This window comes from Microcoleus sp. B3-A4, from assembly GCF_036705385.1.
Taxonomy (GTDB): Bacteria; Cyanobacteriota; Cyanobacteriia; order Cyanobacteriales; family Microcoleaceae; genus Microcoleus.
Genome location: NZ_JAUBUI010000006.1, coordinates 67,958 through 92,868, shown reverse-complemented (window position 1 = coordinate 92,868; position 24,911 = coordinate 67,958). Strand labels below are relative to the sequence as shown.

Below are 24,911 nucleotides of genomic sequence, written 5' to 3'. Positions count from 1 at the left end.
TTATCAGCAATAGCTGACGCAGGATCTCGCGCTCAATTGTTGTAGATTCAATATAATTGCCGATCGCAAACAGATATCAATCATCTACATAAGTACAAAATTTTTTACTCAACAATTGAAACCTTTGTGATGAAAGGCTTTTGAGATTGTGTAAGTAGATTTGCATGAGGAAGTTCAGTTTAGTGGAAATGCAGGAGGCAGTTGTTTGTTGCTAATACCTAATGCGGCCCTAAGTTAGAGCGCATTAGGAAATCAGCTATCTATTGATTGAAGGTAAAACGACCCTCAACTTTTTTTCCGTTAATATCCGCAGCCACTTTCACTGGATACTGACCGGGCTCTTTGCCGGGAAACACCACAGCGTAATGTTTGCCCTCAGCATCATACTTGAGAGCTAGGCTTTGCTGCTTTCCATTCGGCAACTGCACTTGAGCCGTCACTTTCGCGTTAGGAACTGGTTCCTTGTTATCCTCTTTTAGCAAATAAAAATCTAAATGAGTTCCGGTAGCTTCTTTTTCAGTTACAAACTCTAAATGGTAAGCTCCCGACTCCACAACTTGCCCCCCTTTAGTTGCTTTTCCAGGAGCGGCGGCAGGAGGCGAAGACGCAGGTTGAGAGGCGACAGAAGGGGATGCTGGACTGCTATTTGTATCGCTTGCTTGGTCGCCTTTACTGCAAGCTCCCAAAAACAGCAATCCAACACTACCTAAAACAATTAAATTTGACTTAAGCGATTTCATTTGTTTGACTCCTTGCTGACTGACAATAATTAGAAAATATCACACATTAACTACCTTTCCGTCTTCAATAACTGGCTGAGGTTGTTGAGGTCGTAAAAAATGCCCAAATTGAGCATACAAAGCTGGCAAAACTAACAGAGTCAAGGCTGTAGAAGTAAATAACCCTCCTAAAACTACGACGGACAGCGGTTGCAAAATTTCCTTGCCCGCCCCACCTTCAAAGACTAAAGGTGCTAAACCCAAAGCTGAAGTTAAAGCGGTCATCAGGATGGCGTTGAGCCGTTCCATCGAGCCTTTAATAATTGCTTCCTTAAAAGGCATTCCCTCGGCAAATTTAGTGTTGTAGTTGTCTACTAATAACAAGCCGTTGCGGGTGGCAACGCCAAATAAAGTGACAAAGCCCACTAAAGAAGCAACAGAGATGATGCCGCCAGTCAAAGCTACCGCAATTACTCCTCCCACTAATCCGATCGGCAAATTAATCATAATCATAGCAGTTGAAGCGATAGACTTGACGGACAAGTACATCAATACTGTAATTACCAAAAAGGCGATCGCACTAAATATCATAATATTTTGCGAAGCTCTTTGTTCTGCTTCAAATTGACCGCCGTACTGGATAAAATAGCCAAAAGGCAACTCTACCTCTCCTTTGACTTTAGCTTGAATTTCATTCACAACCGATCGCAAATCCCTACCTTTAGCATTAGCCGCCGCCACAATCAAGCGAGAAACATTCTCGCGATTAATCGTATTTGGACCCGTACCGTATTTGACAGTCGCAACTTGGGCGAGGGGAATTTTATTGCCACTTGGAGTATCAACCAACAAATTCTGAATAGTTTCTAAGTTATTGCGGGCTTCAGGCTGCAACCAAACAACTAAGTCAAAAGTTTGTTGCACTTCCAAAACTTGAGAAACAACTTTGCCGTTTAAAGCTGTCTCAATTATTTCAGAAAGCTCCCCGATTTTCAAACCGTATCTACCCGCAGCTTGGCGGTTAAACTTAATTTGAATCTGCTGCACTGGCACCTGCGGTTCGAGTTGCAAGTCTACAATCCCTTCAACAGTTTTCATTTGCTCTTCAACTTTGGCACCGAGGATGCGAAGCTGATCCAAATCCGGGCCAAAGATTTTGACAGCAATCTGACTTCTGACACCAGATAAAACCTCATCCATCCGGTGAGAAATAAAACCGCCGATATTTGGTGCAACTCCCGGCAATCTAGCAAATTCTTGCCGCAGCGACTCCAAAGTTTTCGGCCTGTTTTTCATCCCAGCCTCGGTCAAACCGATATCAATGTGAGCTAAATTGACTCCCGCAGCATCAGCATCACCCGGAGCTCTGCCCGATCGCACTTGCACGTATTCAAACCTGCTATCATCCTTAAGTGCATCTTCAATAGCAAAAGCCGCGCTATCTGTTGTCTCCAAAGACACCCCCGGATAAAGGAGAATAGTATTTACCAAAGTTTGCTCCTGAAACTCCGGCAAAAACACCCGTCCGAAGGAAGGCAAAATAATTAATGCAGCCACCATGCTAGCAGCGGCTAAAGCTAAAATAATCCCCGAATAGCGCATTGACAATTGGATAAAAAAATGATAGAACTTTTTGCACAATCTCGGCAACCAAGGTTCCGCAGCACTCATGCGTTTGTTAGGCAATAAAATAGCGCAAAGGGCGGGAGATATTAACAGCGATTCCAGACTAGAAATCACAACAACTACCAGATAAGTAATCCCCATCGGCGTAAAAATTCGACCTTCTACACCGGGCAAAGTAAAAATTGGCGAAAACACCACAATCCCAATAACAGTCGCTCCAATTAACGAATCGCGCACCTCTTGACTGCCGTCAAAAATCACATCCATCACCGGGCGAGGATGAAGAGAAGCCTTATTTTCTCTCAAATTGCGGTAGGTATTTTCGGCATAGACGATCGCATCGTCGATCGCAGTGCCGATCGCCACCGACAAACCCCCCAAAGTCATCGTATTTAATCCCAGCCCCAGCCAATACATCGCCAGCAGCGCCAACAGCCAAGTCAGAAAGAAATCCAGCAAAACAACCGCCAGAGTGCGCCAATTCATCAAAAACGGAATGAGAATAAGGGTGACGATAATACTGCCTTCAACTAAAGCCGATCGCACATTCTCCACCGAGGAATTAATATATTCTTCCTGTCGAAAAGTCACAGTAACTTTAATATCTTTTGACAGAGCTTGCTGCACCTCAGCCATTGCTGCCTCAACCGCTTTAGTTACCGTCGGAGTATCAGCAACGGGCTGTCTGTTTACCATCACAATCACAGCTTTTTTGCCGTTAAAACTGCCATCGCCCCGCTTGATAGCCCCACCAATCTTGACATCAGCGACATCAGCAATTCTGACGGGTATTCCGTTGCGAGAGGCGATCGCCGATTGCTGCAAATCTTCCAGAGACTCAATCCGCCCCACCCCCCGGATTAAAGTTTCTCGATCCGGCGTAATTAAATACCCCCCCGGCGCGTTAACATTCGCAGCAGCCGCCGCTTCAGCTACTTGCTGCAACGATACATTAAAAGCTTTTAACTTGGCAGGTTCTACTAATACTTGATACTGCCTTTGATCGCCACCGTAAGCCACCACTTGAGCAACGCCAGTCACAGCTAGAAGGCGATTTGTGACTTGCCAATCAACCAGACGGCGCACTTCCATCAAAGGAGTAGTTTCCGAGGTAAAAGCATAGGTAATCACTAGGCCGACTGGAGAAGTTGTCGGAGAAATTTGCGGTGTTTCTACCCCAGCAGGGAGTTTGCTTTGAGCTTGCTGTAACCGTTCTGTTATCAACTGCCGCGCTTGATAAATTTCAGTTCCCCAATCAAAGATTACCTTAACCGCAGAAAGGCCCACAGCAGAAGACGATCGCACGGCTGTCACCCCAGGAGTTCCGTTAATTGCACTTTCAATTGGCAGTGTTACTAAAGACTCGATTTCTTCCGGTGCGAGACCCGGTGCTTCCGTCTGAATTTCCACCTGGGGGGGCGCAAAAGGAGGAAAGACATCAAGCGACATTTGGGGGATGATAGAAAATGTCCAAAGGCTAACAATAATGGTAGCGATAACAACTAGCCAGCGGCGGTTTATTACCCATCTAAGAATAGTGCTGAACATTTTATTATCTTGGAGTTAATAAATACATACTTCTGCAAACTAAATTGCTATATTCACGCAATTGTTTATTTCAAACTCTTGACTTCTGTCTCTTGAGTTTTAACGTGATGGTTGTCATTGTGTAACAGCAGTTCATTGTCCAACGCCGATGCAGATGCGGAAAAACTATTGTTTCCGGCATTGTTTCCAGAATCCGCTGCTATTGCTGGCAATTTGCGCCGATTTCCCCACAACACGCCGGCTGTGAAAGTTAGGGATGCGATCGCAACTCCTCCCCCTATTCCCGCCCACCATAAAGACACGGGTAAATTATTAAAATTAACCTCTGTTACCTTTGGAGTTGCCTCTTTTTTTTCCTCGTCTTCTGAGTGTTTATGGCTGCCGCCCCGCAAAGATTGTGCGTAAAGTTGAGGTGCGCGCTGCGTTACTATCAAATCTCCCTCGAATAAACCCCTCTTAACTTCAACTAAATCTCCCGCAGTTTGACCGAGTTCAATTTCAACAGCTTGATAAGCATTGCCATTTTGGACGTAAACGGTTTTTTTTCCGCTAACATCCACTACCGCCGCACTCGGAATTGCTAAAATATTTGTTGCAGTTTTGTCGGTTAAAATCTCCAACTCAGCAAACAGTCCGGGCTTTAATTCGCCGTTAATATTATCTAGTTCTGCTTTCACCGGCACAACCCGCGTTTCTCCTTCCACGGATGACCCAATGAAGGTAATTTTTCCTTTAAAAATGCGATCGGGTAAATTAGCGACTTTTACCCTGACTTCCTGACCCTGTTTTACTTGATTCAGGTCTTTTTCGTAAATATTGGCTGTGGCAAAAACGCGGCTGTCATTTAACAGACTCATCAACGGTTTTTCAGCGTTTACTGACTCTCCTGGGGTGATTTCGCGATCGGCTACCGTCCCCGAAATCGGAGCAACTACGGTAACGAGTCCTCGATCGTTGGCAACAGTTCCTAATTGTTGGAGTCGCGCTTGATAGGCTGCGTCAGCCAAGCGAATGCGCGACTGAGCGACTTCGACGGCAGTTTTGCCGCGTTTGACTTGGTTCTCGGCTTCTAGGACTTCCCGGCGACTCTGAGCTCTGGTAAGTTGAGCTTTTGCTTCTGCTACTCTGCCTTGAGAATCGCGCAATTCCCGCATTGGGAGGTCTACTTCGGCTTGTTTAATTTCGGTTTGGGCTTTGATAACTTCAGGACGGCTTTTTGCTTTAGCAACAGCGGCTTGTGCTTCGGCGAAGTGGGCTTGCGATTCCAGCATTGTGCGCCGCGCGATCGCTCCTGATGCCGCTAATTCTTTGTCGCGCTCGAACTGTTCTTTTGCCACAGTTAATTCCGTTTCTGCCCGCGCTATTTCAGCTTGCGCTATTTCAACTTGACGTTGATAGTTTTCTTTAGCGGCTTGCACAACTGAACGCTTGTTTACTAATTCTTGTTCTCGCTGGTACTGCTTAGTTACCGCTGTCAATTGGGTTTGGGCTTGGGCGATTTCTGCTGCGGATATTTGAAGTTGGCGATCGTAATTTTCTCGTGCTAGTTTGAGATCGCCTTCCGCTTGCTGCAAATCTGCCTCAGCTTCGGCACGTTTCGAGAGAGATTCAACCCGCAACTGTCCTAATTCGGAACTCGATAAAACGGCAACCAGTTGACCTTTTGATACTTTGTCGCCAGGCTTAACCAACAACTCTACTACTTTGCCAGCAACAGGAGCCGTCACTTCGACTTTTTGGTTGGGCAAAGTTTCAATTTGTCCTGTGGTTTTGATGCCGATATCTAGTCGCTGGCGGGCGGCAGGGGAGACTTTAATACCTAATCGTTTTGCTGTTTCGGCATCGACGGAAATAGCAGCAGGAGTTTGAGTTGTTTCGCCGCTTTGGTGAAATTCATCTCCGTGTCCCGCGTGGGCAAAGACGACAGCCGGAGAAGTTAGCAAAATTAGGCTGAACAAAGTTCCTGAAAAGCTGCTAATAATTGCCGGAGACTGAGCATATTTGTGAAATATCATCGTTGGCATTGTCCTTGAAATCAGGTAGAGTGCCACAGGTTTAGCCGTTGGTATTTTGCCAAGGTAAGTAAGTGATACCCATTAAGTAAAGTTACTTATTAGCATTTTCCAAGAAGCGACCGCTAAGCAATGACCAAGAGCTAGAATTGCTCTACTCAACCTAGTATTTCACGGTCAAATGAAATTAGGATGAAATTTCGCATCAGCAGCCCAGATGCCCACCGGCTGCTAAAATACCCATATAAGTTGCGCCTAATGACAAGCAATTGTGCTGTAGATTTTTTTGCGCTTTTTTGATCTCTGCTTGCCCTTCAATTTCGTTTGTCAATGCGCTCACTCGCTCATCTACGGCTGCATTTGATTTATAAGTGGTGTTTAATTCCAAGCTATTCAATATCATAAACTACCATCTCTATCTATATAGCTTTTTGTTGACTTATCTACTACTTTAAAGTTAGGGGTGATCCATTTTCTCCAGTATTATTACGCAAGTTTCTACTACTTTAGAGGTAGAGCGACTCAATTATTTACACTATGTGTAGGTACTCTCAGGAAACTAAGGTGGAGTCAGACCAATGCTGACACCCACTGTCGAGCTACATTACTTTGTCTACCAAGGTTGTGGCCACTTTTTCATGTGCTCAATTTCTTGCTTTGGTGAAGCAAGTATTTTCGGAACTCTTGAGCTACTGTGATTAATTTACCTCATTTTCAGGATTGGGTTCACGTGTGGTTGATGTGAGCTAAATTACTGTTTGTACCAAGCTTGCCGCCACTGTTTCATTTGCTCAATTTCTTGCTTTTGCGAAGTCATAATTTCTTGAGACAGTTTCTTCATTTCCGGGCGTTTTGACTTCTTCAAAGCATCTTCAGCCATCACTAAAGCTCCTTCGTGGTGAGGAATCATCCCATTGATAAATCGCAAGTCAAATTGGTCGTCAGCGGCGCCTAAATCCATGCTCATCATCATGCTTTGCATTTGTTCGGGAGTCATTGCCATCATGTGACCCATTTGAGCGTGATAAGCCATCGGGGTACTGCTGGCTTTGGGATACCAAGTTTTTCGCCACTCTTTCATTTGATTAATTTCGCGGTTTTGAGCAGCAATTATATTAGTGGCAAGTTTTTTCATTTCCGGGCGTTTTGATTTATTAAGCACCTCTTTTGCCATGTTTACAGCACCTTGATGGTGTACTGTCATGCCATCAATAAATCGCAAATCGTAGTCGGCATCCGCAGGGCCTAAATCCATTGACATATCGTGATTCGTGCCATGATTCATGCCATGATTCATGCCACCGCCTTGTGCCACGTTTTGCTTGTTGTTTGCTTCGGTTGCAGCCGTAACATTTGGGGCTGGAGTTTCACTGGAAGGGGCTTTTGAACAAGCTGCAAGCACTCCACTGGTTAAAGCGGCTGTGGCGGTCAACATCAGCGCTGCCAAGCCTGTTTTCAATGAAATTGGTTTCATAGAACTTATATCCTTAAAACGGCTATTTATCTTCAGCTTTTCACATATAAATGAAATTAGGATGAAATTTTTTAATCGGACTTGTAAAGAATTATTGCTGTGCCGTCGATCGCACTCAAATTTAAGATTTACAGAACTCACTTGAATCTAATTATGTAGGGTGCACAGTGCGCGCCTTACCCCTATGGGTAGCGTGTCAAACCAGTTTTTTCATAATTCCTGATTTATTTCGCAATTCCCCTTGACTCTCCAGTGAACAGGAGACTTTACAATGGAGTTAATTCATTGATTGAGCAGAGTAGTTTCTGCTGAGGTTCAAATTATGACTTTACAGCTAAAAGTTCCTAAGATGGCTTGTTCTGCTTGTGCGACTACAATCACAAAAGCAGTCCAAGCCATTGACTCAGCCTCAACGGTTGAGGCGGATCTCAAGACACAAGTGGTCGCGATTCAAACCGCTAAGTCAGAAAGTGAAGTTAGGAAAGCGATCGCATCTGCTGGCTATCCAGCGATTTAAACACAGGAGGTAATTGTATAATTTAGGAGGGCATCTATGGACAATCTCACACTTAAATTGCGGGGCATGAGTTGTGCTTCTTGTGCTTCCTCTATCGAGCAAGCAATTCAATCTGTTCCCGGCGTAATTGAGTGTCATGTCAATTTTGGGATGGAACAAGCAACCATCCAATACGACTCCAAGCAAACCAACTTAGAAACAATTCAATCGGCGGTTGATGATGCGGGATACCAAGCTTTGCCACTTCAAGAAATGGCGGCGACAGAGGATGATTCCGAACAAGCCGATCGCAAATCGGAATCTCAAACCTTGCAGCGGAAACTCTGGACAGCAGGTATCATAAGCATCCTGCTAGTTGTGGGCGCTATTCCAGCGATGACCGGCTTGCACCTGCCATTTATTCCCGCATGGCTGCACAATTTTTGGCTGCAATTAGTCCTGACATCCCCCGTACAATTTTGGTGCGGCAAATCGTTTTATGTAGGAGCTTGGAAATCCCTAAAACGGCGGGTGGCGACAATGGATACCCTGATTGCTTTGGGAACGAGTGCTGCTTACTTTTATTCTGTATTTGTGACATTTTTTCCCGGTTTCTTGACGACCCAAGGTTTGACTCCTAGCGTTTACTACGAAGTTGCCGCCAGCGTTATTGCCTTAATTTTGTTGGGGAAAACCCTAGAAAATCGGGCGAAGGGAGAGACTTCGGAGGCCATTCGCAAACTCATGGGTTTGCAAGCAAAAACTGCTCGGATAGTTCGCAACGGGGAAGAGTTGGAAGTGCCGATCGCCCAAGTGGAAATTGGCGACATCGTGCAGGTGCGACCGGGAGAGCAAATTCCCGTAGATGGAGATGTTATTGAAGGCTCTTCCACAGTAGACGAAGCAATGGTTACGGGAGAAAGTGTGCCTGTCAAAAAGCAGCTTGGCGACGAAGTTATCGGAGCCACAATTAATAAAACTGGCAGTTTTAAGTTTCGGGCGACAAGAGTCGGCAAAAATACATTTTTAGCTCAAATTGTCAAGATGGTGCAGGACGCACAGGGTTCAAAAGCACCGATTCAAAAGTTAGCCGACCAAGTGACTGCTTGGTTTGTACCCGCAGTAATTGCAGTCGCTTTAGCTACTTTTATTATATGGTTTAACGCGACTGGAAACATCACTTTTGCAACCGTAACAATGGTGGAAGTGCTGATTATCGCCTGTCCGTGCGCTTTGGGTTTAGCGACTCCGACTGCTGTGATGGTGGGAACTGGTAAAGGTGCCGAAAACGGGATTTTAATTAAAGGAGCCGAGAGTTTAGAATTGGCTCACCAAATTCAAATTATTGTCTTAGATAAAACTGGGACTATCACCGAAGGCAAGCCGACGGTAACTGATTTTGTGACAATTAGGGGAACCGCGAACAGCAATGAGTTAAAGTTGCTGCAATTGGCGGCGTCTGTAGAGCGAAATTCGGAGCATCCTTTGGGGGAAGCTGTTGTGAGGTACGCTCAATCTCAAGAGGTTAATTTGACGGATGTTAAGGATTTTGAGGCGATCGCGGGAAGTGGCGTGCGCGGGGTTGTAGGCGGAAAGTCGATCGCCCTGGGAACGCTGAGGTGGATGCAGGAACTAGGCTGCGATACTGAATATCTGGAACTGCGCGGGAGAGCTTTGGAAGCTGCGAGCAAAACGGTTGTTTGGATGGCTGTAGAAGGCAAAATAGAGGCAATTCTGGGCATTGCGGATGCTCTCAAACCATCGTCCGCGCAGGCGGTGAAAGCGCTTCAAAAGCTCGGTTTGGAGGTGGCGATGCTGACGGGGGATAATCGCGCGACTGCGGAGTCGATCGCCCAATCCGTAGGCATTACTCGCGTTTTTGCGGAAGTTAGACCCCACCAAAAAGCAGCTCAAATCCAAGCCCTGCAAGGGGAAGGAAAAATTGTCGCGATGGTGGGAGACGGGATTAACGACGCACCGGCTTTGGCCTTAGCAGACGTGGGAATTGCGATCGGCACCGGCACCGATGTGGCGATCGCAGCCAGCGACATTACCTTAATTTCAGGAGATTTGCAAGGCATAGTTACAGCAATTAAACTTTCCCGCGCCACCATGCGGAACATCCGCGAAAATCTGTTTTTTGCGTTTATTTACAACATCGCTGGAATACCGATCGCGGCTGGCATTTTATTCCCCATTTTTGGCTTGCTGCTACATCCAATCATCGCTGGTGCAGCAATGGCTTTCAGTTCAGTCTCTGTAGTTAGTAATGCTTTGCGATTGCGTAATTTTCAAGCCAAATCTAGTGGCTAAATTAGGAGTTTCCCCAAACCTCCTGGTAGGCAAGGCGCACAATCCCTCGATTTATTAACGCACATCTCTTGCATAAACTCGGAGAAATTTTAAAAATGTTGAACCAACGTCAAATCTTAGGAAGCCTCGGAAGTTTAGGAATTCTGCTCGGAATTGCATCGGGAGTTCGAGCAAATCAAATATCAATCCCTCCTGCAAATTCAACCGCTCAATTTCGGCATATCGAACAGCCGTTAAGTTTAAAAATTGGCGTAACAGCAGGCGGATTGACATTAATTAGTTTAGAATTATGGTGGTTTTTGTCCAGTAAAAAGCCAGCTAAAACCCGGTAAACTTTGCCGACGCGGTTTTTTCCAGCAAGAAATGGCTAAAATTGAGGAAGCTTAAAAAATTTGGAGTGAGCTCAATGAAACTACTACACACGATGCTCCGAGTCGGCAATCTGGAAGAATCCCTCAAATTTTACACCGAGGTTCTGGGCATGAAATTGCTGCGGCAAAAGGACTATCCAGACGGTAAATTTACTCTGGCTTTTGTCGGTTACGGCGACGAATCAGACACTACAGTTTTGGAGTTAACATACAACTGGGGCGTCACAGAGTACAATTTGGGAGATGCTTACGGTCATATTGCGATCGGCGTTGACGACATTTACGGTACTTGCGAAGAAATTAAAGCCCGCGGCGGTAAAGTCAGCCGCGAACCCGGCCCGATGAAGCACGGTTCCACAGTCATCGCTTTTGTGCAAGACCCAGATGGATATAAAGTTGAATTAATTCAACTGGCAAATCAAGGTAGCAACGCCCAGAAAGTAAGTGCGGCGAGCGCATCTTAGAGTTCGTCCTCCTAGTCCTGGTAGGGTGCGTCAGAAACAAACTTTTTGAGTTAAGCTGAAACTCTTTCTGTAACGCACCCTACTGAGGGGATTTAGGGGTTTTCAACACTTTTAATTCGATCGCACCGACGGTACAAACTGCTGCAAGTAACTCTTTTGCCACAAAATAGAAAAACTGGTGCCTATTTGGCTTAAGCTATCAAATTGAGGAATTAATTTAGATTCTCGGCGCTTGTCTAAAGCACCGAGTACCGAAAAAAATACAGCTAATACTAACAAAAATACCACCATCACAATAAATAAAATAGTCCAATAAACTACAAATTCGCTTGTGTAGCTGACGGTAAACATCGAGTTAATCACTGAATCCGATATATACAAGAGCAGCCCTACTGAAAACCACACCCCCAACAATACCCATGTCCACTTAAACATATCTGTAGCCGTCTTATTATTCTTAGACACAGAAAGTTCTAAATCTCTAATTAGGCTGTTAATTTTGGATGTGACTTCATACAAAGTATATTGCAAAGAATCTCTGATAGAATTTAGCTCGTTGTCGAGGTTTATGCACTGCTCGGAGGTGCTTTTGTCAAAACTGAGGTTTTGGAGTTTCTTGCGGTGCACCGATAGTTTATGGCCTAGGGTGTAATCCCATTTTTGCAGCCGCTCTATAGTCAAATACAAAAGTTCCCTATTAGCATCTAACAAGCTCTGGCAATCTACGATCGACTTAACTAACTTGCTGAGATTGTTGATCTGCTCGTCTACCGTATTTTGGTCTTCACTCTGTTTAGCTGACAAGAAACTTGCCATCTCGACATCCCGATCGCCGCACAGCGACAAAGCCTCGCTATACACCTTGTCAATTTCCATTTTATCTCGATACAGTGAGGCTTTGCACTCCTCTATTTCGGGAATAGTCAGACATTCTAAGGGCTGATGTTTTACTACATTAAATTTATATACTAGGGCTGTCAGAATCAGCGCCGATTTCCGGTCAAGCTTGTCTTTGTAAGGTTCTAAAATAATTGCCGCTAGATTTTTGACTCTCGCTTCCGGGTGGTGCAGGAACTCAAAAATTTTGGCAAGTATTTTGGAAAATTCCAAGTCATTAAAATTATTTTCCGCAGCTTCCAAAAAGTTGGTTACGGCTGCATCCTTTTTGGAATTCAATTTGTACGAGCCCGTAACTGCGATCGCAGCAAATACTCTCTCGATCCAAAACAGATATTCTTCGCAATCCATTGGCATACCCGGCAGCAGCCAGCTCGGGCCGTACACCCAAAAATCTAGGCAATTCTCATATTCCTTACTGCTGTCATTTCTACTGTCGCCCAAAGCAAATTTGTTGATTGCTAACACTTTAATTTGCTCTTCTACAACCAGCCGCTCAATTTCCCCTGCATTGATTGTGACATTGACCGCACATTCCTTGTCTTGTCGTTGCCCTGCTTCATCCAACCAAATTGACTTAATACTAACAGCCGCAGACCACCGAATTAAAGGAGTCGAGCCCCCTCGCGCTTCTTGTTCTAACGCCGCCAGCAGATTTTTGCTAAAATCACTTGCTCTAGCTTCTCTCTCACTTGATCTGAGCTCATCTCGCACCTTCCCCAATGCCTGAATCCCCAAAGCGCGAAACAGCAAATTCGGATGCGGTTTTCTGACGGGTTCTGGTATATTTTCTCTGAATATTCCGCTTTTCGCTACGCCCACAACTTCAGCAAAAGGCTCGCTGCCGCACTGTTGCAGCATTTTTTCAACTATGTTTATTCTTTGCCAGGGCTGAGTATATTTATTGAGAATGAAGATTAGCGCTGTGCCGCTGCACCCGATCGACTCAGGGATGCTACTGCGATCGACTTTCCACAGATTCCTCGTCATAATTGGTCGCCATGACAATTGGTAGATATGGACGCCATTCTTTGATGCTAAATTCAACTTTACATCTAGTGGTGCTTTTTGTCAATATTAGTCCTGGACGCCTAGGGAGTTAGAAACCCGGTTTCACGGGTAAATTTCTCCTAACTAAAGCCCATATTTTTCTTATAAACCGGCTTGAACAAGGCAAATGTGCGTCCCGAACTAAATATATAATTTTGCAGTAATCGGTGAAATGTCAAAATTTTAGGTTGGGTCACGAAACCCAACCTACTATATTTATTTTTTTGCCGGAAGTTTTAAGATTTTGTCGCTCACCATTTGGTCAACTATTAAGTCGCTGATAATTTGAGCCCCGTGGGAGGTAAAGTGCAAGCCGTCATTATTTTTTACATAACCTCGCTTACCCGATTTATTAGCAACTACAGGAACAAAGTTGCCGCCTTTTCCAAAAGTCTCCCAGGTCGAAACATATTCAATTTTTGATGAAGATTTGCTGGCATTTTTATAAATATCGTTCATGATGGGAAAAGCTTTGAGATACGAAGATTTATTAGGGATCGATTGACCGACCCAATACACTTTTCTCACGGATGACGAATCAAGTAAATTGGCATACTTTTCAACTCTTTCTTGATAAGCTTTTTGCCATCCTGGGCTCATAACGACCCAGGATTTCCCTTGAAAATTAGTGATATTTTGACGGTCATTTGCTCCGAACAAAACTATTACTACATCCGGCTGGTAATTATTAATAATTTGGCGAGTTCTGGCATACCAATCATAATAATCTATCCGATTTAATCCGGTCGAAACCTTGTAGTCAATTTTCGTATCAGCGATATTGTATTTTTTCTTAAGAGTGTACTGGAGTTGAATTCCTAAGTCGAACATTACGGAATCTCCAATAAATAAAAATCTGCGATAAGGTCTGGTCAGTTTAGGTTTAGCTGGGGTTGGTTTTTTAGCTGGGGTTGGTTTTTTAGCAGTAGCAGGCTTTGGGGGTTTAACCGCTGCTTTTGTTTCGGTTTGGAGAGGAGGAATTTCTGGTTCTTTGGGAAGGCTATCGAAGTTAATATCTTTAATTTTGCTCCAAAAATCTTGTTCTGATTTTCGGAAACCGTCTATTTCGATCTGGCCCACGGCTTGTTTAATTTCTGCACTGGCGAAAGGAGTTGAAGCAAAGCTTTTTAGAAATAATGATAAGTTTGAAAATATTAAAGTTAGAATTACAGAAGTAACAATCAGCAAAAATTCCCGGTCTTTCATATTTCTTAGAAATTAAAGTAAATAAAAGGCGGCATGGTACTCGGGCCCAACATCAAGATAGTATACACGAGCAGTGAAACTAAGACAACCCGAAAGAAAATGTTTTTTAATGACAATACGGTTTGCAAGAGATTCGCGATGCGATCGCCCCACAAGTTGAGCGCGCCAATGACTGCAATTACTAAATACAATTGCCAAAAGTTAAATTGAAAAGTTGCGACGGCCGGATGGACAATTCCTTCAAAAAAACTCACCGCAGTTTCCCAGTTGGGAGTGCCGAAAAATACCCAGCTACAAGTAACAAAAGTAAATGTTAGTAGCCAACTGCAAAATTTAGCAAATCGGGGAAACGCATAGTCTAATTTAAAGTGGATAGCTTGGGGGATATCTTTACATAAATGGTTGACAACCAATCCTAAACCGTGAATTGCTCCCCAGAAAATAAAGTTTAAACCTGCGCCGTGCCAAAATCCACCGATCGCCATTGTTAAAAATAGATTTAGGTACTTTCTCAACTTGCCGTATTTGTTGCCGCCCAAGGAAAAGTAAAGGTAATCCCTCAGCCACTCGGAAAGACTGATGTGCCACCTTTTCCAAAATTCTTGCAGACTGAGCGATCGGTATGGCATATTAAAGTTGGCAATGGGTTGGAAACCCAGCAAACAGGAGATGCCGTTCGCTAAATCCGAGTACCCGCTGAAATCTACGTAAATTAAACAGGAATAGGAAATTGCCGCCAGGATTAAATCGATGCTGCTGTATTGCTGGGGGACTTTGAATGGCAAGTCAGTGAAGTTAAACAAAAAGCTGGCTAAAGTATATTTTTTAAACAGTCCCGACAAAATTAAAACTATAACTTCTTCAATTTGATAGTCGTATTTTTTTGGGGAATTTAGCTGCAAATAAAATTCGCGAGCTCGCGAGATTGGCCCGGAGGCAATTTGCGGAAAGTAGGTAATGTAGGCGGCATAGTCTATAAATGTTGGACAGGGTATTTTTTGCTGGTAGCAGTCGATTAAATGCGAAATCATTCTAAAAGTGTAGAAAGACACGCCGACGGGGGCGATTATTTGCAAAACAGGAAAGCTGGCTGGAATTTGTAGCTGGTTCAGTATCTCAAATAAAGAAGTTACAAAGAAGTTGCAATATTTAAAGATGCCGAGATAGGTAATGTTGAAAACTAAGCCGGAGATTAAAGCAATCTTTTTATATTTACTGTTGCCGAGAACCCGGAGAATGATATAATTAGAGATTGTAGAGAAAACTAGGAGCAAGAGAAAGTCGAAACTCCAAAAGGAATAAAATAATAAACTGGAAACTAACAAGACAATTTTATACAAATCGACTTGGGGTTTCACAGAGAGGATCAGGCTAAAAATAATTAGGAAAAATACTAAAAATTGGTAAGTGGGAAATAGCATAAATCTCAGCCGCTAAAAAATCTTGTTTCTGGCAATATTTTTATAAGTACAGCCAGCGAACCTATCCCGAAGGGAATTGCCAGAGTCGGTCTGAACTCACCAAATTTCGGGGTGGATTGCGGACTGGAAGCTTTTGCAAGAGGTCAATTAGGTCACAACTTCCGCCCTAGTTAACCGCACTCATAAATTCATAATCCTGTTTAAAGATTATGATGGTTGTGAGACGATGTATTAACGGATAACAACAGGAATCCCCTTGATTGCGAGGAACCAACGTGCAGCCAACAGACCCTAGCAAATTTACAGATCAAGCCTGGGAAGCCATTGTCAAATCCCAGGATGTAGCCCGCCGCTTTGCCAATCAGCAGCTAGAGGTTGAACATTTAGCCATCGCCCTTCTCGAACAGCAAGGCCAGGCCAACAGCATTCTCAGCAAAGCTGGAGTCGATGCCGCCCGCTTTGCCCAGCAGTTAGATGCTTTTGCCAAACGACAGCCCCGAGTTGCCAACGCTGACCAACTATACCTCGGTCGCGGCTTAGAAGTGATGTTAGATGTTGCCGAGGCCACCAGGGCGGCTTGGCAAGATAATTTTATCGCCGTTGAACATTTATTAATTGGTTTAGTAGAAGACGAACGAGTCGGTCGCAGGTTGCTGACAAAAGGCGACGGGCCGCCGGGCCGCCCCGGTTACGATCGCAAACCCCCAGCCGGTACACTCGATCGACCAAAACTCGAAGAAGCAATCAAATTAGTCCGCGCCACTGCTAAAACCCAAGAAAAAAATTCCGAAACGGGCAAAGGCAGCCGCAGCAGCGCTAAAGCCCAAGATCAAGATGGCGAAGCTAACTCCGACGCCCTCAGCAAGTACGGCCGCGATTTGACAGAAGCCGCCAAAGCCGGCAAACTCGACCCAGTAATCGGCCGCGACGAGGAAATCCGCCGCGTGGTACAAGTTCTTTCCCGCCGTCAAAAAAACAATCCGGTGTTAATTGGCGATCCCGGAGTCGGAAAAACTGCGATCGCCGAAGGTTTAGCCCAGCGAATTGTCAACGGCGACGTACCGGAATCTTTGAAAAATCGCCAGCTATTTAGCCTTGACATGGGCAGTTTAATTGCTGGGGCAAAATTCCGGGGCGAATTTGAAGAACGATTGCGATCTGTTCTGCGGGAAGTCATCGATTCCGACGGGCAAATTGTCCTATTTATTGACGAATTGCACACGGTTGTCGGCACTGGCGGCGGCGGCAGTTCCGGTTCGGGAATGGATGCGGGAAACTTGTTAAAACCGATGTTGGCGAGAGGCGAATTGCGCTGCATCGGCGCTACAACTCTCGACGAATTCCGCAAGAATATTGAAAAAGATCCTGCACTAGAACGCCGATTTCAACAAGTATTTGTCGGCGAACCCAGCGTTGAAGATACTGTTTCGATTTTGCGCGGATTGAAAGACCGTTACGAACGCCACCACGGGGTAAAAATTACTGATTCGGCCCTGGTAGCTGCTGCAACTCTCTCTTTTCGCTATATTTCCGATCGCTTTTTGCCGGACAAGGCGATCGACCTGGTAGATGAAGCGGCCGCCCACTTGAAAATGGAGATTACCTCTAAACCTGTGGAATTGGAAGGCATTGACCGCCGGGTGATGCAGTTGGAAATGGAAAAATTGTCGATCGAAGGCGAAGGAAAAGGTGCTCTAGCCCCTGGGCTCGGCTTCCGCGTCGAACGCATCACATCGGAGATTGACATCTTAAAAGTCAAGCAGGAAAAATTGTCCTCTCAGTGGTTGGGCGAAAAGCAGTTGTTGGATGCAATCAATAAATTGAAAGCAGAAGAAGACCAATTGCGAGTCCAAATTGAACAAGCAGAAAGGGCTTACGATTTGAATAAAGCCGCACAGTTAAAGTACGGCAAGTTGGAAACTGCGGTGCGCGATCGCGAAGCGAAAGAAGCGGAACTTTTGAAACAGCAAGCTCAAGGTTCTTCCCTGCTGCGGGAAAAAGTTACTGAGGGCGATATTGCGGAAATTGTCGCCAAATGGACGGGCATTCCCGTTAACCGATTGTTAGAATCCGAACGCCAAAAATTGCTGCAATTGGAAAAACACTTGCACCAAAAAGTCATCGGTCAAGAGGAAGCTGTAACAGCCGTGGCGGCGGCAATTCGGCGCGCGAGGGCGGGCATGAAAGACCCCGGGAGGCCGATCGGCTCTTTCTTGTTTATGGGCCCGACAGGCGTCGGAAAAACCGAGTTAGCGCGGGCGTTGGCGGAGTTTTTGTTTGACAGCGATGATGCGATCGTCCGCATCGATATGTCGGAATACATGGAGAAGCACAGCGTTTCCCGGTTGGTAGGAGCTCCTCCCGGATATGTCGGTTACGATGAAGGGGGACAACTTTCCGAAGCAGTGCGGAGACATCCTTATTCGGTAGTGCTGTTTGACGAAGTGGAAAAAGCGCACCCGGACGTATTTAACATTTTGCTGCAAGTGTTGGATGACGGCAGAATTACCGATTCTCAAGGTCGAGTGGTTGACTTTAGAAATACCGTAATTGTGATGACTAGCAATATCGGCAGCGACCACATTTTAGACGTGTTTACTAAGAAGGAAAAAACCGTCAAAAAACCTGCTAGTAAGAAGCAGGAAACGAAAGATTTGTCAAGTCAAAAGACAGATTATAAAGTAGCTGCCGATGGTACTGTTGAGGTGTCAGCCCAGCGAGTTGATGTTGATACTCTAACTAAGAGTGAAAACAAGACGGAAAACAAGAGTGAAAATGAAAATTTATTGACTCAAGAACGGGAGACAGACCAAGAGTACGAACAGATGTTAAAACGGGTGATGACAGCGCTGCGATCGCACTTCAGGCCCGAATTTCTCAATCGGGTGGACGAGATAATTTTGTTCCACACTTTGAGCAAGGTCGAACTGCGGCAAATAGTCAGTATCCAAGTGAAGCGGATCGAGCGGTTGTTGGCCGAGCAAAAAATCACTTTGGAACTGTCGGATGCGGCGAAAAACCATATCACAGATGTCGGTTACGACCCGGTTTACGGCGCTCGTCCCTTGAAACGCGCTATCCAGCGGGAGCTGGAAAACCCGCTGGCTAACAAGATTCTGGAAAATGCGTTTGTGGAGGGAGATACAATTGCGATCGACTGTGAAAATAACTCTTTGCAATTTCGCAAAAAAGAGTCTCGCCCAGCGCTGACAGGTAAGAGTTTGTAGTTGCCGAATAGTTAGGAACAGGCAAGATGCCTGTTCCACAAACAATCAATTTTCTTGTGGAACAGGCATCCTGCCTGTTATTAAAAATTAGGAATCGGCATCTTGCCTGTTCCACAAACCATCAATTCTCTTGTGGAACAGGCATCCTGCCTGTTATTGAAAATTAGGAACCGGCATCTTGCCTGTTATTGAAAATGGTGAAACCTGTTACTTGATATCAAGAATTCGAGATGGTGCGGCTGCCGTAAGCATCCATGCTGTAGGCGGGAACGCGAACGCTGTAATCCATCTCTGTTGCTGTGATTGCTACAGCCAATTTTTCAAAAGATTCATCGTTCCAATTCCGCTCGTGGATAGGCTTTGACTGTTCGCCCAGGAAATATGCTTGAGTGCCAATTACTGAGGCAGCGACCCAACCGACGATTAAAAGAGCGATTACAATAGCCATTTTTGATTTTTCCTTAACTTTTGTTGCTTTATGTAAACTAATGTAACGAAAATTAGTAATCAACGTCAAGGTACTGTACTGTCGTGGCAACCGTCCGACAGGTAGTAAATACCGCACCTAATCCTGAGTCTGTAGGGTGTGCTTAGTGTCAACAAGGGCTCGCTCGCCCCTAGTCCCCCTTAATAAGGGGGGGACAAGAGTGTTCTCAAAGTCCCTTATCAAGGGGGATTTAGGGGGATCTAGACTGGGCTACCAGCAAGAGATACAGAGGGGTTTCAGGCTTAAGTTGACACGCCTTGGTAGGGTGGGCACTACCGCGCATCGGTAGCTAGCACAGTACCCGGATTGTGAACTGTATCCGAAATAGCAAAACAGATTGTTGAGATTTTATAGTTAAGAAGTTATAAGTTTTGCGTTAATAAATTACGATTAACAGTCTGCCGCTGGCATGAGGAATTGCGGTCAAATTATGAGTTATGATTTATCGGTTTGGATGGGAACTAACAAATCCCAATTACCAAATTTTAAGTACAAATTACCAATGACCAATTATCGCTACAAATCATGCCAAACTCAATGTTAAATAACGACCCGTTGTGGTTCAAAGACGCGATTATTTACGAAGTACCAGTTCGCGCTTTTGCAGACAGCAATGCAGACGGGATCGGCGACTTTAGAGGACTGACCGAAAAACTGGATTACCTGCAAAACTTGGGAGTAACAGCAATTTGGATACTGCCATTTTTTCCCTCGCCGCTCCGAGACGACGGCTACGATACATCTCACTATACTACCGTCAACCCGATTTACGGCACATTAGAGGATTTTAAAGACCTTTTAGAAGCAGCGCACCAGCGGGGAATTCGAGTCATTATTGAGTTAATTGTCAACCACACTTCCGATCAGCACGCTTGGTTTCAGCGAGCGCGCCGCGCCCCGAAAGGCAGTAACGAAAGAGATTTTTATGTGTGGAGCGACACGCCGGAAAAATATCAAGATGCTCGGATTATTTTCAAAGATTTTGAAACATCTAATTGGGCTTGGGATGCGGTAGCAAAAGCTTATTACTGGCACCGTTTTTATTCCCACCAACCCGATTTGAATTACGACAATCCGGCCGTCCGCCAAGCCATCTTAGATGTGGTAGATTTCTGGTTGGCGCTGGGAGTAGACGGACTGCGAATGGATGCGGTGCCTTACCTTTACGAGCGCGAAGGTACTAACTGCGAAAACCTGGCAGAAACTCACGTATTCTTGAAGCACTTGCGGAAGCACGTAGATGAGAAATTCCCGAACCGGATGCTGCTGGCTGAGGCGAATCAGTGGCCGGAGGATGCAGTTCAATATTACGCGGCCGGCGATGAATGTCACATGAACTTTCATTTTCCGCTGATGCCGCGTTTATTTATGGCTTTGTATATGGAAGATAGCTTCCCAATTAGCGACATTCTCCAGCAAACTCCGCCGATTCCCAATAACTGTCAGTGGGCATTATTTTTGCGGAATCACGATGAATTGACGCTGGAAATGGTGAGTGATGAAGACCGAGATTATATGTATCGGGTTTACGCTCAAGACACTCAGGCGAGAATTAATTTGGGCATCCGCCGCCGCTTGGCTCCTTTGATGGGAAATAACCGCCGCCGCATCGAGTTGATGAATGCTTTGCTGCTGTCTCTTCCGGGTACGCCGGTGCTTTACTACGGCGATGAAATTGGTATGGGAGACAATATCTATTTGGGCGATCGCAACGGGGTGAGAACTCCGATGCAGTGGAGCGGCGATCGCAATGCCGGTTTCAGCCGTGCTAACCCGCAACGGCTTTACGCGCCGCCAATTGTTGACCCTGAATATCACTACGAATCTATTAACGTGGAAGCGCTGCGGGCGAATCCGAGTTCTCTTTGGTGGTGGATGAAACGCCTAATTGCAATTAGGCAGCGCTTCCAAGCATTCGGTCGCGGAACTTGCGAATTCCTGTACCCGGAAAACCGCAAAGTTTTAGCTTTTGTACGCACTTATCAAGACGAACACATCCTCGTAGTGGCTAATTTGTCGCGCTTCGTCCAGACGGCAGAATTAGACCTGGCGCCCTTTAAAGGTGCTGTTCCGGTGGAAATTTTCGGCCGCACAGAGTTTCCTGCCGTTGGCGAGTTGCCTTACTTTTTGTGCTTGAGTCCTCACACGTTTTACTGGTTTACTCTTACTGTTAAACACGAAGATCTTTCCTTGCACGGTTCTCATACAGACTTGCCTAGTTTGGCGGTCATCGGCAATTGGAAAACTGCTTTTGCTACAAGTCAGTTAAGTGATATGCTGCTCAATCTTTTGCCGGGATACCTGCGGCGCAATCGCTGGTTTAGCGGTACAGACAGGATAATTCAATCTTTAGAAATAAGTGAAGTTGTGCCTGTTGAATGTAAAGATATTGCCGGGGAGGAATCTAAAGTTTACATTCTGTTTTTGCAGTTGAATTATACTGAAGGTATGCCGGAAACTTACGTTTTGCCTTTAGGTTGGGAAGAAATAAAAGGCGATGTGGACGATCGGGCGATCGCGCGCCTGCAGTTCCCAGAAACCAACAAGGAAGTCGGGGTACTATTTGATGCTGCTGGGGAGAAAGGTTTTCTGAGCGCCCTGCTGGAGGCGATCGGCAATTCTCGCAGTTACAGAGGTGTTGCAGGTCAACTCGTAGGAATTGCCGACCGTGCATTCAGCTCAGAACAAGATTTATCGCACCTCGACCCTCACCTGTTCAAAAAAGAACAAAGCAATACATCCGCAGGTTACGGCGACCGCTTCGTCCTGAAAATATTGAGAAAAGTCGAGGAAGGAATCAACCCCGAATTAGAAATCGGGCGCTTTTTAACAGAGCGCAATTCGATCCAACACTACGCTCCAATTGCCGGAGCATTGGAATATCACACACCAGCAAAACAAGTCCTTACAGTCGGAATACTACAAAATTTAATCCCCGACAGCGTAGATGCTTGGTCTTATACATTAGACACGCTGCGCGACTATTTCGAGCAAGTAATGACAGTAGAAGCAAAGCATTCCGGCGAGAATTTATCTACTGCCCCCGAAAATTATTTGCCGAACGCTTTGACCGGACAAACCCAGCGGCAGCAAAACTCGCTAGTAGCAGATTTATCGCTAGAAATTCCGGCATTAGCTCGCGAACTCATCGGCTCTTACTTAGCATCAGCCGAACTTTTAGGTCAGCGGACAGCCGAACTTCACCTCGCTTTAGCTGCTGACACAGAAAATCCCGCTTTTGCCCCAGAAAACTTCACTTCCTTTTACCAGCGTTCCATTTATCAATACATGAGAAATCTGGCCGGAAGAACTTTGCTGGAGCTGAAAAAACGGATGTCCAAACTGCCGCCAGAAATACAAAAATCGGCGCAAAAACTCCTCAACCGCGAAGAGTTGATCATGGAACGTTTCAAGTCTATTTTGAACTTGAGAATCACGGCCGATAGAATTCGCTGTCACGGGGACTTTCATTTCGGGCAAGTTCTTTATACAGGCAAAGACTTTGTAATTATTGATTTCGGAGGAGAACGGAATCGACCGTTAAGCGAGCGGCGCATGAAGAGGTCGCCCCTGCGAGATGTTGCGGGAATGCTGCAATCTATAAGTTACGCTGTTACTTTGGCACTCCGCAATGAAGTAGAAAGTGGCATGATTCGCCCGGAAAATCTCCCGGAGATGGAGCAGTGGGCGAACGTTTGGCACCGCTGGGTCAGCCTGACTTTTCTTAACAGCTATTTGGTAACAGCAGGCGATGCCAATTTCTTGCCCAAATCTATACCGGAACTACAAGTTTTGTTGGATGCTTACATTTTGGAAAAAGCGGTTGGCGAGCTAGCCTACGAACTTAATTACCGCTTGGATTGGGCGGAAATTCCGATGAAGCGGATTCTACAATTGCTGAATTTATAAGGGTGGGTTTATCTATACTCATTAGGGTGCGTGGCTTTTTAGTTACTCAATTAACAGCGAGATGCTGGAGAGTCACGCACCTTACATGACACCAAATCTGCTTTGATAAACATTTTATCGGGGAACAGAATTCGCTCCTATAGAACCCATTTGATATCTTTTAGACGAGTAAGGTAGAATTATTTGGATTGAAGCAGGTCAGGGGGGAAAATGGGTTATTCAAGTGACGTGACAGACAAAGAGTGGGAAATTATTGAGCCATTATTGCCGACGAAGAAGAAAACAAGACCTCCGGTGTGGACAAAGCGGCAAATTCTGAACGGGATATTTTATCAACTCAAGAATGGTTGCAACTGGGGCGATTTACCCAAAGATTTACCGCCCTATTCGACAGTGTTCTGGCATTACAAGCAGTGGTGTGAAGATGCTATCCTCGCTCGGATCATGACGGAGTTACATGGACGAGTGCGCGAACAAGTCAAAAAAAACCACAGTGGACGACTCTAATCATGATTGACTCACAAGCGGTGAAAAATACTTGTAATGCCAGTGTTGAGTCGAAAGGGTTTTGTTTTTACAAAGCGACCAATGGGATTAAAAGACATCTAGCAGTGGATATATTGGGTTTCCCCTTCTTTACTCACTGCACCAAAGCTAATGTATCTGATGACCAAGGGTTGATTGAAATGCTCGCGCAAAACATTGATTACTTTAAATCTAAACCGTTGGAACTGCCTAAGATAACCATCTTGGTAGATCATGGCTATCATCCTGAGAAAATTATCCAAGCCTTGGAGCAGATTTACCCCCAGATCATGACCAAAATCCAATTTCAACTCTCAGCTAAGCCATCGAAAGCCGAAAAGGAAGCTAAGGGACAATCTGGATTTGTGCCAATCCCAGCTAGATGGGTGATTGAGAGGTCAAACGCTTGGGTGGAAAGATGTAAAAGCTTGGTCAAAAATTTTGACCGCACACTTGAGCGCGCCAATGCCAAGCTCAAGCTTTGTTTTATCCGATTAATGCTCAAACGACTAGCTGCAAGCATCCATGTTGACCGTTCGCGTAACATCGACCCTACTCACATCACAAGCGAGTGAGTAACCACCGAGTGGCTAAAAGATATCAAATGGGTTCTATACAAACTTCCATCCATTTCTAAGAGACTAGAAAAAAAGATGGTAAAAAACCGATTTCGTATTACTTCAAATAGAGAGATGTTTGATACAAAACTTGTTCTTGGTGCGTTAACAAAGTGCAGTCAGAAAGCGGGTAAGCCACACAAGTAACAGCGTAGCCAGCTTGCAATTCTGACGGCTTCAAAAACTTTTGTTCGCTTTGGTCGATTTCACCGCTCAGCAGTTTGACAACGCAAGCAGAACACTCTCCTTGCTTGCATCCATTCGGCAAGCGGATGCCGGCATCTTCTGCCATATCTAAGATATACTGGTCGTCTGGAACTGCGATCGTGCGATCGAGCGCCAGAGCCTCATTCACCAACCGAACTTGATAAACAGCCATTTCCACCTCTTATATTTGGATTGCTTGTATTCAACTAAAATAGATGATTACAACTTACAGAAAAAATCAAAATGTAGGGTGCCGACGGAGGATATGCCACTATACATGATACCTAAAAAACCCAGTATTTTCAAAACACCGGGTTTTTGAGAAACCACAACCTCGATCGC

The 24,911-nt window shown here is 45.2% G+C and carries 18 protein-coding genes; 8 read left to right on the top strand and 10 right to left on the bottom strand.

Annotated features, from left to right (window positions below):
- Nucleotides 1-260: 260 nt before the first annotated feature.
- From QUB33_RS05050 to QUB33_RS05030, 5 genes are all read right to left on the bottom strand, one after another.
- Entirely contained in the window at nucleotides 261-740 is a 480-nt protein-coding gene (locus tag QUB33_RS05050; protein WP_333348105.1) for a hypothetical protein, read from the bottom strand.
- A gap of 39 nt (nucleotides 741-779) precedes the next feature.
- A complete protein-coding gene (locus QUB33_RS05045) occupies nucleotides 780-3,893 on the bottom strand; it encodes an efflux RND transporter permease subunit (protein ID WP_333348102.1) in 3,114 nt (1,037 codons plus the stop codon).
- 65 nt (nucleotides 3,894-3,958) lie between these two features.
- Nucleotides 3,959-5,917 (bottom strand): efflux RND transporter periplasmic adaptor subunit, encoded by a 1,959-nt coding sequence (locus QUB33_RS05040; protein WP_445299505.1) that lies wholly within the window; start codon nucleotides 5,915-5,917, stop codon nucleotides 3,959-3,961.
- A gap of 193 nt (nucleotides 5,918-6,110) precedes the next feature.
- Nucleotides 6,111-6,308, bottom strand: coding sequence for a hypothetical protein (locus tag QUB33_RS05035; RefSeq protein WP_333348099.1), 198 nt, complete (start codon nucleotides 6,306-6,308; stop codon nucleotides 6,111-6,113).
- A gap of 348 nt (nucleotides 6,309-6,656) precedes the next feature.
- Nucleotides 6,657-7,379, bottom strand: a complete 723-nt coding sequence (locus tag QUB33_RS05030) for a DUF305 domain-containing protein (protein ID WP_333348096.1) — start codon at nucleotides 7,377-7,379, stop codon at nucleotides 6,657-6,659.
- A 322-nt stretch (nucleotides 7,380-7,701) separates the two neighbouring features.
- On the opposite strand from QUB33_RS05030, the gene QUB33_RS05025 reads away from it, so the two are divergent.
- The 4 genes from QUB33_RS05025 to gloA all read left to right on the top strand — a co-directional run bounded on the left by QUB33_RS05025 (nucleotide 7,702) and on the right by gloA (nucleotide 11,023).
- A complete protein-coding gene (locus tag QUB33_RS05025) occupies nucleotides 7,702-7,896 on the top strand; it encodes a heavy-metal-associated domain-containing protein (RefSeq protein WP_333348093.1) in 195 nt (64 codons plus the stop codon).
- A gap of 36 nt (nucleotides 7,897-7,932) precedes the next feature.
- Nucleotides 7,933-10,188, top strand: a complete 2,256-nt coding sequence (locus QUB33_RS05020) for a heavy metal translocating P-type ATPase (protein ID WP_333348090.1) — start codon at nucleotides 7,933-7,935, stop codon at nucleotides 10,186-10,188.
- Between the two features lie 95 nt (nucleotides 10,189-10,283).
- Nucleotides 10,284-10,520: a hypothetical protein gene (locus QUB33_RS05015; protein WP_333348087.1), complete on the top strand. Its 237-nt coding sequence runs from the start codon at nucleotides 10,284-10,286 to the stop codon at nucleotides 10,518-10,520.
- A gap of 74 nt (nucleotides 10,521-10,594) precedes the next feature.
- Nucleotides 10,595-11,023: a lactoylglutathione lyase gene (gene gloA, locus QUB33_RS05010; RefSeq protein ID WP_006634328.1), complete on the top strand. Its 429-nt coding sequence runs from the start codon at nucleotides 10,595-10,597 to the stop codon at nucleotides 11,021-11,023.
- A 111-nt stretch (nucleotides 11,024-11,134) separates the two neighbouring features.
- Here the strand turns inward: gloA and QUB33_RS05005 are convergent, their stop codons facing one another.
- The 3 genes from QUB33_RS05005 to QUB33_RS04995 form a co-directional block, all read right to left on the bottom strand.
- On the bottom strand, nucleotides 11,135-12,910 hold the full coding sequence (locus QUB33_RS05005) for a hypothetical protein (protein ID WP_333348083.1): 1,776 nt from the start codon (nucleotides 12,908-12,910) through the stop codon (nucleotides 11,135-11,137).
- A 276-nt stretch (nucleotides 12,911-13,186) separates the two neighbouring features.
- A complete protein-coding gene (locus QUB33_RS05000) occupies nucleotides 13,187-14,176 on the bottom strand; it encodes a DUF459 domain-containing protein (protein ID WP_333348080.1) in 990 nt (329 codons plus the stop codon).
- Between the two features lie 5 nt (nucleotides 14,177-14,181).
- Nucleotides 14,182-15,597 (bottom strand): MBOAT family O-acyltransferase, encoded by a 1,416-nt coding sequence (locus QUB33_RS04995; protein ID WP_333348077.1) that lies wholly within the window; start codon nucleotides 15,595-15,597, stop codon nucleotides 14,182-14,184.
- Between the two features lie 275 nt (nucleotides 15,598-15,872).
- Between QUB33_RS04995 and QUB33_RS04990 the strand changes: the two genes are divergently transcribed.
- Entirely contained in the window at nucleotides 15,873-18,824 is a 2,952-nt protein-coding gene (locus QUB33_RS04990; protein WP_333348074.1) for an AAA family ATPase, read from the top strand.
- A gap of 217 nt (nucleotides 18,825-19,041) precedes the next feature.
- On the opposite strand, the gene QUB33_RS04985 is transcribed toward QUB33_RS04990, so the two are convergent.
- A complete protein-coding gene (locus tag QUB33_RS04985; RefSeq protein WP_333046753.1) occupies nucleotides 19,042-19,272 on the bottom strand; it encodes a photosystem II protein, Psb35-related in 231 nt (76 codons plus the stop codon).
- A 564-nt stretch (nucleotides 19,273-19,836) separates the two neighbouring features.
- Here QUB33_RS04985 and treS point away from each other — a divergent pair.
- The 3 genes from treS (at nucleotide 19,837) to QUB33_RS04970 (ending at nucleotide 24,320) form a co-directional block, all read left to right on the top strand.
- Nucleotides 19,837-23,220, top strand: a complete 3,384-nt coding sequence (gene treS / locus QUB33_RS04980) for a maltose alpha-D-glucosyltransferase (protein WP_333348071.1) — start codon at nucleotides 19,837-19,839, stop codon at nucleotides 23,218-23,220.
- A 210-nt stretch (nucleotides 23,221-23,430) separates the two neighbouring features.
- Complete coding sequence (locus tag QUB33_RS04975; protein WP_333348067.1) at nucleotides 23,431-23,727, top strand: transposase; 297 nt, start codon at nucleotides 23,431-23,433, stop codon at nucleotides 23,725-23,727.
- A gap of 2 nt (nucleotides 23,728-23,729) precedes the next feature.
- On the top strand, nucleotides 23,730-24,320 hold the full coding sequence (locus QUB33_RS04970; protein ID WP_333348064.1) for a transposase: 591 nt from the start codon (nucleotides 23,730-23,732) through the stop codon (nucleotides 24,318-24,320).
- Nucleotides 24,321-24,420: 100 nt separating this feature from the next.
- On the opposite strand, the gene QUB33_RS04965 is transcribed toward QUB33_RS04970, so the two are convergent.
- Entirely contained in the window at nucleotides 24,421-24,741 is a 321-nt protein-coding gene (locus QUB33_RS04965) for a 2Fe-2S iron-sulfur cluster-binding protein (protein WP_333348061.1), read from the bottom strand.
- Between the last annotated feature and the right edge of the window lie 170 nt (nucleotides 24,742-24,911).

Excerpts from the sequence above, each read along its gene's own strand:
- QUB33_RS05050 (WP_333348105.1), bottom strand. The coding sequence starts at position 740 with ATGAAATCGCTTAAGTCAAATTTAATTGTTTTAGGTAGTGTTGGATTG.
- QUB33_RS05045 (WP_333348102.1), bottom strand. The coding sequence starts at position 3,893 with ATGTTCAGCACTATTCTTAGATGGGTAATAAACCGCCGCTGGCTAGTT.
- QUB33_RS05040 (WP_445299505.1), bottom strand. The coding sequence starts at position 5,917 with ATGCCAACGATGATATTTCACAAATATGCTCAGTCTCCGGCAATTATT.
- QUB33_RS05035 (WP_333348099.1), bottom strand. The coding sequence starts at position 6,308 with ATGATATTGAATAGCTTGGAATTAAACACCACTTATAAATCAAATGCA.
- QUB33_RS05030 (WP_333348096.1), bottom strand. The coding sequence starts at position 7,379 with ATGAAACCAATTTCATTGAAAACAGGCTTGGCAGCGCTGATGTTGACC.
- QUB33_RS05025 (WP_333348093.1), top strand. The coding sequence starts at position 7,702 with ATGACTTTACAGCTAAAAGTTCCTAAGATGGCTTGTTCTGCTTGTGCG.
- QUB33_RS05020 (WP_333348090.1), top strand. The coding sequence starts at position 7,933 with ATGGACAATCTCACACTTAAATTGCGGGGCATGAGTTGTGCTTCTTGT.
- QUB33_RS05015 (WP_333348087.1), top strand. The coding sequence starts at position 10,284 with ATGTTGAACCAACGTCAAATCTTAGGAAGCCTCGGAAGTTTAGGAATT.
- gloA (WP_006634328.1), top strand. The coding sequence starts at position 10,595 with ATGAAACTACTACACACGATGCTCCGAGTCGGCAATCTGGAAGAATCC.
- QUB33_RS05005 (WP_333348083.1), bottom strand. The coding sequence starts at position 12,910 with ATGACGAGGAATCTGTGGAAAGTCGATCGCAGTAGCATCCCTGAGTCG.
- QUB33_RS05000 (WP_333348080.1), bottom strand. The coding sequence starts at position 14,176 with ATGAAAGACCGGGAATTTTTGCTGATTGTTACTTCTGTAATTCTAACT.
- QUB33_RS04995 (WP_333348077.1), bottom strand. The coding sequence starts at position 15,597 with ATGCTATTTCCCACTTACCAATTTTTAGTATTTTTCCTAATTATTTTT.
- QUB33_RS04985 (WP_333046753.1), bottom strand. The coding sequence starts at position 19,272 with ATGGCTATTGTAATCGCTCTTTTAATCGTCGGTTGGGTCGCTGCCTCA.
- treS (WP_333348071.1), top strand. The coding sequence starts at position 19,837 with ATGCCAAACTCAATGTTAAATAACGACCCGTTGTGGTTCAAAGACGCG.
- QUB33_RS04975 (WP_333348067.1), top strand. The coding sequence starts at position 23,431 with ATGGGTTATTCAAGTGACGTGACAGACAAAGAGTGGGAAATTATTGAG.
- QUB33_RS04970 (WP_333348064.1), top strand. The coding sequence starts at position 23,730 with ATGATTGACTCACAAGCGGTGAAAAATACTTGTAATGCCAGTGTTGAG.
- QUB33_RS04965 (WP_333348061.1), bottom strand. The coding sequence starts at position 24,741 with ATGGCTGTTTATCAAGTTCGGTTGGTGAATGAGGCTCTGGCGCTCGAT.